Consider the following 14,168-nt stretch of genomic DNA (forward strand, 5'->3'; position numbering starts at 1 on the left):
GATGGTGAAGCCCCCCTCTTCCCTAAAAGCCCATATTACGCGCCTGGAAATGACGGCACCGCCGAAGGCAAGCCTTCCGGTGCCGATCAACATCCAGACGGCGATCATGCGAGCTCCCGACATTCCGCTGCCATTCTATCGCTATCTCTACCGTCAGGTCGGTGCTAGGTGGCAGTGGGTGGACCGGCTGCGGATGCTTGACGAGGATTTGGCCAGGTCGCTGCACGACAAACGCAACAATATCAGCGTGCTCTACGTCAACGGCGCGCCTGCTGGCTTCTACGAGTACTTCGTCGAGGATGAGGACACGATCGAGCTCAGCCACTTCGGGCTGTTCGAGCATGCGCTTGGCCTGGGGATCGGAAAGTGGTTCCTGCTGCAGGCGCTCTACGCAATCTGGACGCTCAATCCGAAGCGGGTGACGACGACGACCAACGATCTTGATCACCCGCGCGCTTTGCAGCTCTACCAGATGTTCGGCTTTTCACCGGTCTCCACCGGTTCGGGCATCGTCCGGCCGCTCAGCGACAAGGAACTTCTGGAGTTGAGCAAGAAGGACTGGTGAGTCGGCCAGGAGCTGGAGCCCTCGAGGGCTCTGGCAGGAATCGGGTGGTTTCGACCCCGATAAAGGCGCATCTCTTGGCAATCAGCAAGGAGATCCGCCATGACCGACATCCGCTTTTCCGCCATGCCCACCGCCGACGCCGAGAATCTCTGGAACGGCGGTACAGACGCCTACGGTTTCTTGCCCGAGACGATGGTTTCCGACGGGCCTGGCCATCCCTGCCGTCATTGCCTGAAGAATATCGATGCCGGCGAGGAATTGCTGGTCTTCGCCTACCGGCCGTTTCCGGAGCTTCAGCCCTATGCGGAGACCGGTCCGGTCTTTCTTCACAAGGAGCCCTGCGAGCGCTATGCCGCAGAAGAGGTCCTGCCGCCGGTTCTGACCAGCCCGGATTTCATCGTGCGCGGTTACAATGCCGATAACCGGATCGTGTACGGCACAGGCGCGGTAACTCTGACACCCGATATCCGCTCCTATGCCACCCAGCTCCTCGAGCGGCCGGAGATTGCCTACGTGCATGTGCGGTCGGCACGCAACAACTGCTATCAATGCCGTATAGACAGATGATGGAAAAAGGCTGGTCGCAGGAGAATGCGACCAGCCTGCCTCACGTAACGTGATGGGAATTACGCTACGTTTAGTACGCTTTCCGGAGCATAGGCTTCGTAGCCCAGCGCTTCGGCCACCGGCTTATTGGTGACGCGTCCCTTGTGGATATTGAGACCGTTCCTGAGGTGACGATCTTCCGCAATCGCACGCAGGCCGCGATCGGCCAGCGCCAGACCGTAAACCAGCGTTGCATTGTTCAAGGCATGTGCCGAGGTGACCGGCACGGCGCCTGGCATGTTGGCGACGCAGTAGTGCACCACGTCATCGACAACGTAGGTCGGTTCGGAATGGGTCGTTGCATGCGACGTCTCGAAGCAGCCGCCCTGGTCGATGGCAACGTCGACGATGACAGAGCCTCGCTTCATCCCCGACAGCATTTCGCGGGTCACAAGCTTCGGCGCGGCGGCGCCCGGAATGAGCACGGCCCCAATGACGAGGTCCGCCGCGAAAACTTCTTCTTCCAGAGCCTGAATGCTGGAATAGCGCGTATGGACGCGACCGCCGAAGATATCGTCAAGCTGGCGGAGACGGGGCAGTGACTTGTCGAGGATGCTGACATCGGCGCCGAGGCCCGCGGCCATCCTGGCGGCATGCAGGCCGACGACGCCGCCACCAATAATAGCGACCTTCGCCGGCAGCACGCCGGGAACGCCGCCGAGCAAGATACCCAGCCCGCCATTGGCCTTCTGCAGGGCGGTCGCACCAGCCTGTATAGACAGGCGTCCGGCCACCTCGGACATCGGCGCAAGGAGGGGCAGACCGCCCCGATCGTCCGTTACCGTCTCATAGGCAACAGCGGTGACGCCGGACGCAAGGAGACCCTTGGTCTGTTCCGGGTCGGGCGCGAGGTGAAGATAGGTGTAGAGAATCTGGCCATCGCGAAGCTGCGCCCACTCGGAGGGTTGCGGCTCCTTGACCTTGACGATCATATCGCACTTCTCGAAGATTTCCTTGGCCGAGGCGGCAATCTTTGCGCCAGCGGCCGCATAGGCCGCGTCATCAGCACCGATGCCGGCGCCCGCCTTGGTCTCAACCCAGACCTCGTGGCCATGGGCGACATATTCACGAACGGATGCAGGTGTCAGTCCGACACGATATTCATGATTCTTGATTTCCTTCGGGCAACCGACACGCATTGAGCGTTCCTCTCTCATTATGTCCGCTTCGCGGAGTGTTTTTGACCGGGAAATCCAATCACCACACCCGCGAAATGTCCTTGCAAAGAAGGTTTGCGCAGCGGGTGATTTTCGAAGAATATTGCGAATTAGAGCAAACAATCGAAAGTTCTTCGAATGTCAGAACCCGACGCCATCGATCTTGCGATTCTGAAGACGCTTCAGTCCGACGCCCGCATTACCAATGCCGACCTTGCAGCCAAGGTTGGACTGTCGCCATCGGCTTGCTCTCGGCGGCTTGATATACTGGAGAAGCGAGGCGTCATCCGCGGCTACCACGCCCACGTCTCTCACAAGGCGCTCGACTACAAGATGATCGCGATCGTGCACATCTCCCTGTCGGGCCAATTTGCGAAGACGCTCTCCGAATTCGAAGCCGCGGTGAAACGCTGTCCGAACGTCTTGGTTTGTTATCTGATGTCGGGCGAATACGATTACATTCTCCGTGTCGCCGCGCGCGACCTCGAGGACTACGAGCGCATCCATCGCGACTGGCTCTCAGCACTCCCGCATGTCGTAAAGATCAACTCCAGCTTCGCCCTGCGTGAAGTCATCGACAGGCCAAATGTCGGGCTTTGACAGAGAGCTGAAATCGGCAGAATGTCGCAGAATCGGAGCAGCGGCTTCGTCGTCCTCTGCCTGATCCCCCCACAATAAGACCCCGTACGCATGAAATCCAAAACCCAAGGATATATTTTCGTCCTGCTGGCGATCACCATCTTCTCGCTGCAGGACGGCATCTCGAAGCACCTGGCCTCCGCCTATCCGCCCGTCTTCATCACCATGATCCGCTACTGGGCCTTTGCCGCATTCACCATTGCGCTTGCTTGCAAGATGAGGGGTGGCCTCAAGCAGACGGCTAAGACAAAGAGGCCGCTCCTGCAGGTCTTCAGGGGCGTTTTGCTGGCCTCTCAGGTTGTCCTTGTCATCAATTGCTTCGCCCTGATCGGCCTAGCCCACTCGCAGGCAATCTTTTCCGCAACCCCGATTCTGATTGCGCTGCTCTCGATGCCGATCCTTGGCGAACGGGTGGGCTGGCGCCGCTGGACGGCAATTGGTGCGGGTCTGGTCGGGGTGCTGTTGATCCTGAAGCCGGAAGGCGAGTTTTTCGACGTCAAGCTGCTGCTTGCTGTCTTCTCATGCTTCCTGTTTGCATTTTACGTCATCGCTACGCGGCTTGTCAGTCGGGACGACTCGGCGATGACGAGCTTCTTCTACACGGGTGTCGTCGGCGGCATCGCCATGACGCTTGTCGGACCTTTCTATTGGACCTGGATGTCGGGGTGGGACTGGGGCTGGATGACGCTTGTCTGTCTGACCAGCATCTCGAGTCATTATTTTCTCATCCGGGCCTACGATATGCTGGATGCTGCCGCCGTGCAGCCGCTGACATATCTGCAACTCGTCTATGCATCGATCATCGGCGTGGTGATCTACAGCGAGAAGCTGAGCCTCACGATGATCGTTGGCTCCGCCATCGTCGTGGCGGCAGGCATTTTCACCGTGTGGCGCGAACACGTCGTTGCGCGCAGAACACGTTTGCAGCGGGGCTCTCCGCAATTCTAGATCGATCAATTAGAGCATTCTTAATGTTCCTCCAGTAGATTTCACCTACATGTTCTGGTGGAGCGTAACATGCAGCGTAATCTGAATATCATTGCCCGAAAGGCCGAGCGGCGGTCCTGCCGTGTATTCGGCAAGGTCCGCTATCTCACCAAAGAAGTTGATGCTCGCATCCTCGATATGTCGGTTACCGGCGTTGCCGTCGAGATCCGGTCGCCGATCCACGCCGCGGCCGGCAGCCGCGTGCAAATCATCGCCGAAGACCTCGGCACGCTTCACGGCATCATCCGCTGGAGCCATAATGGCCGCCTCGGAATTCAGTTCGACCCGAACTCCAATGCCCGTGCGCAGGTGGCCTCATACTTCCGGTTCTTCCACAAGGAAGTAAAGCCAGTCCTCTCGCGATAATTCCCTGTCATTTTCAGGGTTTACTCCTTCGCAAATCACCCTAGTCTCGCCATGGGCCGGGCGACGCGTGATTTTCGAAGGAGTTTTCATGTCTTCCATTCTGGATCTGCCACCAGTGACCCGCCGCTCGTTGCTTGGCGGCCTGGCCGCCACGTCAGCGCTCATCCTTCTTCATCCCTTCAGCGCGCACGCAGCCGCCAATCAGGCGCATCTTCGCCTGATGGAAACGACCGACATTCACGTCAACGTCTTTCCCTACGACTACTATTCCGACAAGCCGAACGACACGATGGGCCTGGCGCGCACCGCGACGATCATCGATAACATCCGGGCCGAAGCTGCCAACTCGCTGCTGATCGACAATGGCGACGTGCTGCAGGGCAACCCGATGGGCGACTACATGGCCTACCAACGCGGGATGAAGGACGGTGACCTACATCCCGTCATCAAGGCGATGAACACGCTCGGCTACACGGTCGGCACGCTCGGGAACCATGAATTCAACTACGGCCTCGATTTCATGTTCAAGGTGCTGAACGGGGCAAATTTCCCGTTCGTCTGCGCAAACCTGACCAAAGGCCAGCTCGTGTCCGATCCGACCAAGGACGAGCTGTTTTTCAAGCCCTATCTCATCGTCGAGAAGACAATCAAGGACGGCGCCGGCAGCGAGACCCCTATCAAGATCGGCTTCATCGGTTTTGTGCCGCCGCAAATCATGCTGTGGGATATCAAGAACCTCGAAGGCAAGGCGCAGACGCGCGACATCGTCGAGGCGGCCAAGGCCTGGGTGCCGGTCATGAAGCAGGAAGGCGCGGATATCGTGATCGCGCTCTCTCATTCCGGCATCGACGGCGCGGCCCCCTCCGAGAAGATGGAGAACGCATCGCTGCATCTTGCCGCGGTCGATGGAATCGACGCGATCTTTACCGGGCATCAGCACCTCGTCTTCCCCGGTCCCAAGACCTGGGATGGCATCCAGAATGCCGATCCGGTGAAAGGCACGTTGCATGGCAAGCCTGCTGTGATGGCGGGCTTCTGGGGCTCCCATCTCGGCCTCATTGACCTCCTGCTGGAAAAGGACGGCAAAGGTTGGAGAATTGTCGACTTCACCTCGGAAGCGCGGCCGATCTACCACCGCGACGATAAGAAGAAAGTCATCGCCGACGTCGCCGACAAAAAGGACGTCATCGAAGCTGCGAAGGCTGAGCATGAGGCCACCCTTGCCTACGTGCGCACTCCGGTCGGCAGGACATCGGCCCCGCTCTATTCCTATTTCGCGCTCGTTGCCGACGACCCATCCGTCCAGATCGTTAGCCAGGCACAGACCTGGTACATCAAGCAGATGCTTGCCGACACCGAATACAAGGACCTGCCCGTGCTGTCGGCCGCAGCGCCGTTCAAGGCCGGCGGTCGCGGCGGCGCGGACTACTATACCGACGTGCCCGCCGGCGATATCGCGATCAAGAACGTCGCTGATCTCTACCTGTACCCCAACACGGTTCAGGCGGTCGCCATCACTGGCGAACAGGTGAAGAACTGGCTGGAAATGTCAGCCGCCATGTTCAACGAGGTGAAACCGGGATCGAAGGACACGGACCTGCTGAACAGTGCCTTCCCATCCTACAACTTCGATGTGATCGATGGCGTCACCTACCAGATAGACCTGTCGCAACCGCGCAGGTTCGATGATGACGGCAAGTTGATCAATGCCGATGCGAACCGCATCCAGAATCTGCAGTTCGACGGCAAGCCTATTGATCTCAAGCAGAAATTTGTCGTCGTCACCAACAACTACCGCGCCGGCGGCGGCGGCAAGTTCCCGGAAATCGCCGCCGACAAGGTCGTCTTCCAGGCGCCGGACACCAATCGTGACGTTATCGTCCGCTTCGTCCACGAAGAGCGCACGATCAATCCGTCGGCCGACGGCAACTGGACCTTCAAACCGTTGCCGGGAACGACGGCCGTCTTCCAGAGCGGTCCGAAGGCCAAGCAGTTCCTCGCGGACGTGAAAAGCGTGAAGATCGAGGACGCAGGTGAAGGCACCGATGGATTCGCCAAATTCCGTCTGGTTCTCTAGGCGTTCAGCTCCCGGGGAGGCCCTTGCGCCTCGCCTATTCCGCCGCTAGGGAAAGGTCGCGCGCTGCATACTCCGCCACCTCGGCGGTGAAGTCGGCATGGCTTGGGCATTGCGAAAGCCTGGATCGAAAGGCGTCAACCATCCAGGTGGCAGCCGGTCCGGGCGGGGTTGAGATTCGTCGCATCGCATAAATTGGATACTCGCCTTGCTCGTAGGCCTGGAGATCCAGGTGTACAAGCGCTCCGCTTCTCAACTCGTCTCGAATAAGCGACGCCGGAAGACCACCCCAGCCGAGACCCCCGCGAATAAGAGAGTGCTTCGTCGCGATATCGCTAACGCGCCACGTCTTGTAGGAAAGCACATTGAAGTCGCGACCTTTGGTCAATCCGGAAGGGTCGGTGACAACAAGCTGCGTCTCGTCGCGGACATCGGCCAGCGTCAACGGCCGGCCCAACCGCGCCAAAGGATGAGCGCTCGACGCAACCGGCACCATGAAGGAATGGCCGATGCGCTCGGTCACAAGCGAATCATGCTGCTGCAGGATGGCACCGCCGATCCCGATCGTCGCCTTGCCGTTTGAGACGAGATCCATCACCACGCCGAGTTCACCGACCGCCAGATTGAGCCCGACGGACGGGAACTCGTTGCGAAACTCGCGCAGGACCTCAACCATCGCCTTTGACGGCACCATGACACTGATCGCGACGGAGACCTCGGCCTCCAACCCTTCCTTCAGCCCCTTTACGCGGGCGCGCATCACCTCGAGATCCGAGACGAGTCGCCGTGCGTCTTCGAGGAGTGCCCTGCCCGCCTCCGTCAGCTTCGGTTGCCTCGCACCCGAACGCTCGAAAAGGGGCACCTCCAGCTGCGCCTCGAGGTTGGCGATCGTGTAGCTTATGACCGATTGAGCGCGATTTAGCGTGCGCGAAGCAGCCGAAAAGCTGCCCATTTCCGCAACGGTAAGGAACACTTGCAACTGGTCGAGTGTGGGGTTCGGAAGCATCTTCCATCCAATCTATCGATGATTTTGATCGACATTATCACAGTTTTTTCGATAGTCGGCCAGTCCTATTTTCTGCTTCGAAACAGCGGCTCGAAGCTCCCAAGAACGGCCGCGAACGCAAATTCGAGAGGAAATTCAATCATGTCTTCCATTCTGCTTTTGACTTCCAGCCCGCGTGTAGACTCTCTTTCGACCACGATCGCCGCTGACCTTGCCGAAAAGATCAAGGCTCAGCAGCCGGGCAGCGCCGTCGTTCGTCGCGACCTAGGTGTAAATCCGCTGCCGCACATCGATGATCTCTTCACCGCAGCCATCCGCAAGCCTGCCGATGATCGCACCGTTGAGGAAGCCGCCGCCGTGAAGACGTCGGACGAACTCGTCGCCGAACTGCTCGCAGCCGATACGGTTGTCATCGGTACGGGTCTCATCAACTTCAACATCTACTCGTCGCTGAAGACTTGGATCGACAACGTCGCCCGCGCCGGCCTTACCTTCAAGTACACCGAAAGCGGCCCGGTTGGCCTTGCCACCGGCAAGAAGGTCTACGTCGTTCTTGCTTCCGGTGGCGTCTATTCGCAGGGCCCGGCAGCAGGCATGAACCACGCTGTACCGTACCTGAAGTCGGTCCTCGGCTTCCTCGGTATCACCGACGTCGAAACGATCTACGTCGAAGGCCTCGCCTTTGGCCCGGAAGCTGCCGAGAAGGCAATTGGCGCTGCCAAGGCCCGCGCTGAGGAAATCGCCCTCGCCGCCTAATCGGTGTCGAAATCGATGTTGAAACGGCCGGTTCTCACCGGCCGTTTTCATTTTGTGCCGAACTCGTTCACGAAGGCCTTCACAGTGTCGAGGATCTCGCCGCCAAAGGCTTCATCGTTGGATATCCGTGCAAGGCCAAGCGCTCCACTCATGAGACAGGACATGATGATCGCCTTGCGGCGAGCCTCTGCCTCATCGGTGGCGTCAATGCGCGCCTGCATGCTGTTTACGCTCGTCTTCAGCTGATCAGTCGCAAGCGATCGGCACCTCTCGCCACTGCGGGCCAGATCGGCCGTCAGGGCCGCAAACGGACACCCGCCGGCTGTATCGTCCCGGTGTTTTCCGCTCAGGTAGATCGCCGCATACTCCTGCAACGGAATGTCCTCTGGAGTCCGCCCCTCCGACCGAACCTTCGCCGACCAGGCGCCGAAGGCCGATTGCATTGCCTCTGCCACCAGTTCGTCTCGGGACGCAAAATGCTTGTAGAAGCCACCGACGGTCAGCCCCGCCTCCTTCATCAGATCCGCGACGCCGACGCCATCCAGCCCCTTCTCACGCAGACGCTTCGATGCAATTTCGACGATCCGCTCGTGTGTCTTGCGCTTGTCCTGCTGTGAGTGGCCCATAAAAATCTCTCCCCACACCGGTTGACAGATTTAGATTACGATCATAATCCTTCTGGATGTATATCGTAATCCAGATGGCGCAATTTTCCAAGAGGAGTCATGCAATGCGTCTGCAGAACAAGGTCGCCCTCATCACGGGCGGAAATAGCGGCATCGGTCTTGCAACTGCCAAGGTCTTCCTCGACGAAGGGGCGAAGGTGATCATCACCGGCCGGAATACCGAGACCCTCGCCGCCGCCGAGAAGGCGTTCGGCAGCAACGTGCTTGCGCTGAGACTTGATGTAACGGACGTCGCGGCCACGGAGCGGGCCTTTGCGGAAGCCGCCGCCAAGTTCGGCAAATTTGACGTGCTCTTTGCAAATGCCGGGATTGGCGGTGCGACTCCCCTTGGTGGAACGTCGCTGGAGCAATTTAACACGATCATCAGCACGAACCTGACCTCCGTCTTCTTTACGGTCCAGTCGGCATTGCCGCATCTGAACGACGGCAGCTCGGTCATCCTAAACGGCTCGGTTCATGCGGTGCTTGGTGCGCCCGGCTATTCAGCCTATGCAGCGACGAAGGGTGCGGTACGTGCCATGACCCGCAATATGGCTTCCGAGCTTGCGCCGCGCGGCATCCGCGTCAACCAGGTCACGCCAGGCGGCACCAAGACACCGATCTGGCAACCGGTGGCGTCGACGGCGGATGCAATGTCGGCGCTTGAAGCCCGGCTGGGCGCAATGAGCCCGCTCGGCCGAATGAGCGAAGCGGAGGAAATTGCCAAGGCCGCGCTCTATTTCGCGTCAAGCGATTCGACCAACGTCACAGGGATTGAAATTGTGGTCGATGGCGGCGCGACGAGCGCCCCGTCCGGCGCCAAAATATTCCGCGCATCGTGATCGGCTAATCGATCTTCTCGAGTCCGGGCTTGCCGACCACGCAATTGCGACCGCTTTTCTTCGCCTGGTAGAGCCTCTGGTCGGCGGCCGAAAGAACCGTTGTGAAGCTCACGCCGTCGGTATCGGCTGTCGCCACGCCGATACTGATGGTCACGGGCTCGCCATCCGGCGTCTTGACGCTATTCGCGATCGTCCAGCGCAAGCGTTCGGCCAGCCCCATTCCCTCGGCATGGTCGGTTGCCGGGCAGACCGCGACGAATTCCTCGCCGCCAAAACGGAAGACACGGTCGGCCGATCGCAAAATGCTGCCGAGGCGAAGCGTGATCGCCTTCAACACCTCATCTCCCTGCAGATGCCCGAAGCGGTCGTTGACCTCCTTGAAATGGTCCGCGTCCAGAATGATGACCGTGGCGGAGTGTCCCTGCCGCAGTGCTTCGCGAACCATGACCGGCGCTTCCATCTCCATTCGCGCGCGATCGTAGACCCCCGTCAGCACGTCCCTGCCGGTACGATCAAGCAGATCGTTGTAACGCTCCCGGAAGGTCAGGTCACTGAAGACATCACTGATCGGCCGCACGCTCGCGGGAATGCCTTCGCGCCGTATCCAAACTTCGTAGACGGCGAAGAGCAACGCATAGATGCAGACGGCAAACATCTTGGCCTTCCATCCGTCCCAGAAGGCAGAGGCAGGAATCTCGAGGAAGTAGTGGAGCGCACCGAAGAACCCGATCTGATCGAATGTGAGGATGACGAAGCCGCAGATCATAAAGCGCACAATGATCCAGTGCTTCAGGAAGCGGCCGAGGCGCTCGTACAGCAGGATAATGCCGATGGAATCGAGATAGAGGAGCGTCGTCCCCCAAACCATGAGCCATCCCATTTCCTTGAGGAAATCGAAGTTCGCGCCATCGCCCCGAGGGAGCTCGATCGGCGTATGCAGTTGCAGCAGCCATGCTACGGCGACCGTCAGGATATTGCCGACAAACAGGCCGTAGATCGGTTGGCGAACGGTAGCAGCGTCCTCTTGCCGATAAAGCATGAGAATCATCATCAGCTTGCCAGTGAAGAATACCGACGAACCAGGCGACGCAATGCCGAACGGTAGCGCGACATAAAAGACTGCCGCCAGGTAGGTTTCCATGAAGTGCATGACACCGAGGGCAGTGAGAAACATGCCCAGGCCGAGGCGCTGGCGGAAGTGCAGTAACGTCACCATGAGCGTGAAATAGCCAACGGCGGCAATGGCAAACAGCAGCAGGTTAAAGGCTTCCATCAGCTGCCCCTCTCACCAGCCAGCGCGCATCCAGAGGCAGTCCACCACACCTTAATGGCGGCGAACATGAGCGATGGTCTGTGTTTGTCGTAAGGCACGTGGCTGTCCTGCAAGGCTGCGGACACCAAGATTCCTCGTAATGCTTTAAGATTGCGTGAGTATCAGTATCGTCCTACCGATTCCGAGGAAAGCGGATCAGACCTGGCGAACTTTCGCGCCGTCGTTGAACAATGACGGCCCGTTCTGGTCGATGATCTGCTGCGCCTTGCGCACCGTGCACTCGATCGCATCATCCCAAGATCCGAACATGTCGGCGCGAATGAAATTGCGTACGAGGACCTCGCCCCCGACAGTTTTCTCGATCCGGCCGGCAAGGCGGTACTGGCCGCCTTCCTTTTGCGGCTCGGCATAGATCGAGCAGTCCCCATAGAGCTGCGGCTCGGAAGAGACGCCAGCCGGCGCTTCAGGCGATTTGCCGCCGCCTGAAAACATTGAGAAAATACTGGAGAAGATCGAAGCCATATTTCGCCTTATCATGGCAGCGCGTGCCGGAAAAGTTAAATGATGAGGTTTGCGAGGATCTCGTTTTCGGTGATGTCCTCGAAGCCGATGGCCGCATTCTCGAAGTTCGCGATGAGCTGCGCGAAATTCTCGGGCGCCTTGGTCTCAATACCGATCAACACCGAGCCGAAATTGCGAGCCGTCTTCTTGAGATACTCGAAACGGGCGATGTCGTCGTCGGGGCCAAGCAGGTTCAGAAAGTCGCGCAAGGCGCCGGGTCGCTGAGGCATCCGCAGGATGAAGTACTTCTTCAATCCGGCATAGCGCATTGCGCGCTCCTTGACATCGGGAAGGCGTTCGAAATCGAAGTTGCCCCCGGAGACAACGGCGATGACGGTCTTGCCTCTCAGCACTTCCGGATCCATCGCGGCAATTGCGGTCAGCGATAGTGCTCCCGCCGGTTCGAGGACGACTCCCTCGACGTTCAGCATCTCGCCGATGGTCACGCAAATGGCGTTTTCCGGCATCAGCATGACCTGCTCGGTGGGAAAGCCTTCCAGGGCGGCGAAGTTCAGATCCCCGATCCGCGCAACGGCCGCACCGTCGACGAAATTGTCAACCTTGGCGAGCGTCACCACCTGCCTTGCTTCGATGCTTCGCTTCAGGCTCGGCGCGCCGGCCGGCTCCGTGAAGATGAAGCCGGATTTTGGCACAAAATCATCGAGATAACTAGTGATGCCAGCCGCCAGTCCGCCGCCACCGACCGGCATGACGACCATATCAGGTGTGGTCCCTTCGGGCAGTTGCTGCAGGATTTCCGCGGCAACCGTCGCCTGGCCTTCGATGATATCCGGATGGTCGAACGGCGGCACCATGACGCCGTCGATCGCCTCGACGTGATCGCGGGCGGCCTTGTAGCATTGATCGAAGAAGTCGCCCGTCAGCTTGATGGTGATGAACTCCGCGCCAAAGATGCGCGTCTTGTCGATCTTCTGCTGCGGCGTTGTCACCGGCATGAAGACAACGCCATGCACGCCGAAATAGCGGCAGACGAAGGCAAAGCCCTGGGCATGATTGCCGGCCGAGGCGCAGACGAAGGTCTTGCCGCCAGCACCCTCGGCGATCGCCTTGCGGAAGAAATTGAAGGCGCCGCGAATCTTGTAGGAACGCACGGGTGAAAGGTCTTCGCGCTTCAGCCAGATGTCGGCGCCATAGCGCGCCGACAGGTGCTCGTTCAGCTGCAGTGGCGTTGCTGGAAATAGGCTGCGCATGGCCGCTTCGGCGCTCTCGACATCCTGCCTGGTCACAATCGTTCGTCCATTGCTGTTACCGACCACCGCTATGGCATAAGCGCGCAACGGGAAAAAGCCCATATCCGCCAATATTGTCCACTTGCGAAGTCATCTTTTGTATCGGCTGCCGCCGTTCGCGCAATAACGCGATTGTGCGCTATCAATTCGCTCGCAATGCGGCTACATCGCCCGGATGATCTCAAGCAAATTTGCAAGACCGATTGCCTGGCTGCTTTTCGCGGCCATTATTTTCGTCACCCTGTCGCCGATCGGGTTGCGCCCGCATACGGTCACGTCAGTCAATCTCGACCGCGCTCTGGCTTATTCGTTGGCCGGCTTCATGTTCGCGCTCGCCTATCCGCGGCATTGGATCGCGGTCGCGCTTCTCCTGGCCGCCGGCGCCTTGGCAGTTGAGTATCTGCAATGCCTGTCGCCGACGCGCCATGCGCGCTTCCACGACGCCGCGGTCAAGATTGTCGGCGCATCCGTCGGCGTGGTTGCCGGTTGCCTTTTGAATCCGGTCCGTATTGCAGCGCGTCCAGCGCAAACATGAGGAGCCGTCTCGCTCTTGACTGAATCGCCTCAGTCGTTGAAGGAGAATGCCTGCGCGAGCGTGGCGAAACTGGTAGACGCAAGGGACTTAAAATCCCTCACCGCAAGGTATACGGGTTCGATCCCCGTCGCTCGCACCAAATCGAAATCGCTATCTCAAATATATCCAGAAATCCGCCCGGAGTGGACGAACTTTATGTAGGGCGCTGCACATGGCCTGAGGGTGTGGATTAAACCGGCAGGCGCCCGGCGATCGATTGATAACAATGATCTACGGTCATGAGTATAGCAGCGTCCATTGGTCCTCCGGACGAAACGTGAGAACTGTTCCCGGATGTCCTATCTCACCTTCTAACATAGGTCATCCGTTGATGCGCCACCTTTGAGCACGGCCTGAGCTTCCTGAATGAGGAATACAACCATTGTCATTCCGGACGCCGGTAAATCCTAAATGTACACACGCCGTAGACAACAGGCTGCTGACGCCCCGGTGTCCTTGGCGAGTCCAGGTGCGGCCTACTGGACAGGCACAGCCTTTGGCTGCTCGTCCGGGCAACGTCACGACGTTGTGATCCGCTTTTTACATCGCGGTAGCCAGTGAAAGCCTTCTGTAACGGGCCTTGAGTCAATCCCTTGTGAGCTTAGTCCCTCGCCGAGTGCTTGCTTCTGTTCGCAGTCGGGGCTTGGCCGCTGCTTTATGGGGTCTGCTGAGGACCGGCTGGCCAATCTAGGAACGCGCAGTCACCTGAGTGCTGCTTGGCTTTCAGCGGCCTAACCCATCCATCGTCCCGGCGAAGGGACCTTGCTCCGGGGGGCTGATGGCAGTGCCCGCCCGAAACCTGTCCGGTTGTCTGTTTCCGGCTCAGGCGGCCATGGCTGCCTGAGCC

Annotated in this window: 14 protein-coding genes, 1 tRNA gene and 1 pseudogene; 10 read left to right on the top strand and 6 right to left on the bottom strand. The window is 59.1% G+C overall.

Annotated elements, in window-relative coordinates:
• Nucleotide 1 precedes the first annotated feature (1 nt).
• Together RHIBUN_RS0107750 and RHIBUN_RS0107755 are read left to right on the top strand one after the other, a co-directional pair.
• On the top strand, nucleotides 2-565 hold the full coding sequence (locus RHIBUN_RS0107750; RefSeq protein WP_025659110.1) for a GNAT family N-acetyltransferase: 564 nt from the start codon (nucleotides 2-4) through the stop codon (nucleotides 563-565).
• A gap of 99 nt (nucleotides 566-664) precedes the next feature.
• Nucleotides 665-1,132 (top strand): DUF1203 domain-containing protein, encoded by a 468-nt coding sequence (locus RHIBUN_RS0107755; protein WP_025659111.1) that lies wholly within the window; start codon nucleotides 665-667, stop codon nucleotides 1,130-1,132.
• Between the two features lie 59 nt (nucleotides 1,133-1,191).
• Here the strand turns inward: RHIBUN_RS0107755 and ald are convergent, their stop codons facing one another.
• A complete protein-coding gene (gene ald, locus RHIBUN_RS0107760; protein ID WP_025659112.1) occupies nucleotides 1,192-2,310 on the bottom strand; it encodes an alanine dehydrogenase in 1,119 nt (372 codons plus the stop codon).
• A gap of 156 nt (nucleotides 2,311-2,466) precedes the next feature.
• Here ald and RHIBUN_RS0107765 point away from each other — a divergent pair, with 156 nt between their 5' ends.
• The 4 genes and pseudogenes from RHIBUN_RS0107765 (at nucleotide 2,467) to RHIBUN_RS0107780 (ending at nucleotide 6,397) form a co-directional block, all read left to right on the top strand.
• A complete protein-coding gene (locus tag RHIBUN_RS0107765; RefSeq protein ID WP_018856958.1) occupies nucleotides 2,467-2,928 on the top strand; it encodes an Lrp/AsnC family transcriptional regulator in 462 nt (153 codons plus the stop codon).
• Between the two features lie 90 nt (nucleotides 2,929-3,018).
• Nucleotides 3,019-3,915 (top strand): DMT family transporter, encoded by an 897-nt coding sequence (locus tag RHIBUN_RS0107770; protein WP_025659113.1) that lies wholly within the window; start codon nucleotides 3,019-3,021, stop codon nucleotides 3,913-3,915.
• A gap of 69 nt (nucleotides 3,916-3,984) precedes the next feature.
• Nucleotides 3,985-4,314, top strand: a pseudogene (locus RHIBUN_RS0107775) (PilZ domain-containing protein); the annotation flags it as partial.
• A 94-nt stretch (nucleotides 4,315-4,408) separates the two neighbouring features.
• Nucleotides 4,409-6,397, top strand: a complete 1,989-nt coding sequence (locus RHIBUN_RS0107780) for a bifunctional 2',3'-cyclic-nucleotide 2'-phosphodiesterase/3'-nucleotidase (protein WP_025659114.1) — start codon at nucleotides 4,409-4,411, stop codon at nucleotides 6,395-6,397.
• 34 nt (nucleotides 6,398-6,431) lie between these two features.
• Here the strand turns inward: RHIBUN_RS0107780 and RHIBUN_RS0107785 are convergent, their stop codons facing one another.
• Entirely contained in the window at nucleotides 6,432-7,400 is a 969-nt protein-coding gene (locus RHIBUN_RS0107785) for a LysR family transcriptional regulator (protein ID WP_018856962.1), read from the bottom strand.
• A gap of 141 nt (nucleotides 7,401-7,541) precedes the next feature.
• Here RHIBUN_RS0107785 and RHIBUN_RS0107790 point away from each other — a divergent pair, with 141 nt between their 5' ends.
• Nucleotides 7,542-8,156: an FMN-dependent NADH-azoreductase gene (locus tag RHIBUN_RS0107790; protein WP_025659115.1), complete on the top strand. Its 615-nt coding sequence runs from the start codon at nucleotides 7,542-7,544 to the stop codon at nucleotides 8,154-8,156.
• 47 nt (nucleotides 8,157-8,203) lie between these two features.
• Here the strand turns inward: RHIBUN_RS0107790 and RHIBUN_RS0107795 are convergent, their stop codons facing one another.
• On the bottom strand, nucleotides 8,204-8,782 hold the full coding sequence (locus RHIBUN_RS0107795; RefSeq protein WP_025659116.1) for a TetR/AcrR family transcriptional regulator: 579 nt from the start codon (nucleotides 8,780-8,782) through the stop codon (nucleotides 8,204-8,206).
• 104 nt (nucleotides 8,783-8,886) lie between these two features.
• On the opposite strand from RHIBUN_RS0107795, the gene RHIBUN_RS0107800 reads away from it, so the two are divergent.
• The gene (locus RHIBUN_RS0107800) at nucleotides 8,887-9,663 is read left to right on the top strand and encodes an SDR family oxidoreductase (RefSeq protein WP_025659117.1); all 777 of its coding nucleotides are present in this window, start codon (nucleotides 8,887-8,889) and stop codon (nucleotides 9,661-9,663) included.
• 4 nt (nucleotides 9,664-9,667) lie between these two features.
• On the opposite strand, the gene RHIBUN_RS0107805 is transcribed toward RHIBUN_RS0107800, so the two are convergent.
• The 3 genes from RHIBUN_RS0107805 to ilvA all read right to left on the bottom strand — a co-directional run bounded on the left by RHIBUN_RS0107805 (nucleotide 9,668) and on the right by ilvA (nucleotide 12,744).
• Nucleotides 9,668-10,939 (bottom strand): GGDEF domain-containing protein, encoded by a 1,272-nt coding sequence (locus RHIBUN_RS0107805; RefSeq protein ID WP_025659118.1) that lies wholly within the window; start codon nucleotides 10,937-10,939, stop codon nucleotides 9,668-9,670.
• 192 nt (nucleotides 10,940-11,131) lie between these two features.
• Entirely contained in the window at nucleotides 11,132-11,458 is a 327-nt protein-coding gene (locus RHIBUN_RS0107810) for an HlyU family transcriptional regulator (protein WP_025659119.1), read from the bottom strand.
• A 35-nt stretch (nucleotides 11,459-11,493) separates the two neighbouring features.
• On the bottom strand, nucleotides 11,494-12,744 hold the full coding sequence (gene ilvA / locus RHIBUN_RS0107815; protein WP_025659120.1) for a threonine ammonia-lyase: 1,251 nt from the start codon (nucleotides 12,742-12,744) through the stop codon (nucleotides 11,494-11,496).
• Nucleotides 12,745-12,922: 178 nt separating this feature from the next.
• Between ilvA and RHIBUN_RS0107820 the strand changes: the two genes are divergently transcribed.
• Nucleotides 12,923-13,282, top strand: a complete 360-nt coding sequence (locus tag RHIBUN_RS0107820; RefSeq protein ID WP_025659121.1) for a hypothetical protein — start codon at nucleotides 12,923-12,925, stop codon at nucleotides 13,280-13,282.
• 54 nt (nucleotides 13,283-13,336) lie between these two features.
• Nucleotides 13,337-13,421: transfer RNA gene (locus tag RHIBUN_RS0107825), tRNA-Leu, on the top strand.
• The last annotated feature ends 747 nt before the right edge of the window (nucleotides 13,422-14,168 follow it).

Origin of the sequence: Rhizobium sp. IBUN (assembly GCF_000510625.1) — a bacterium.
Lineage (GTDB): Bacteria > Pseudomonadota > Alphaproteobacteria > Rhizobiales > Rhizobiaceae > Rhizobium > Rhizobium altiplani.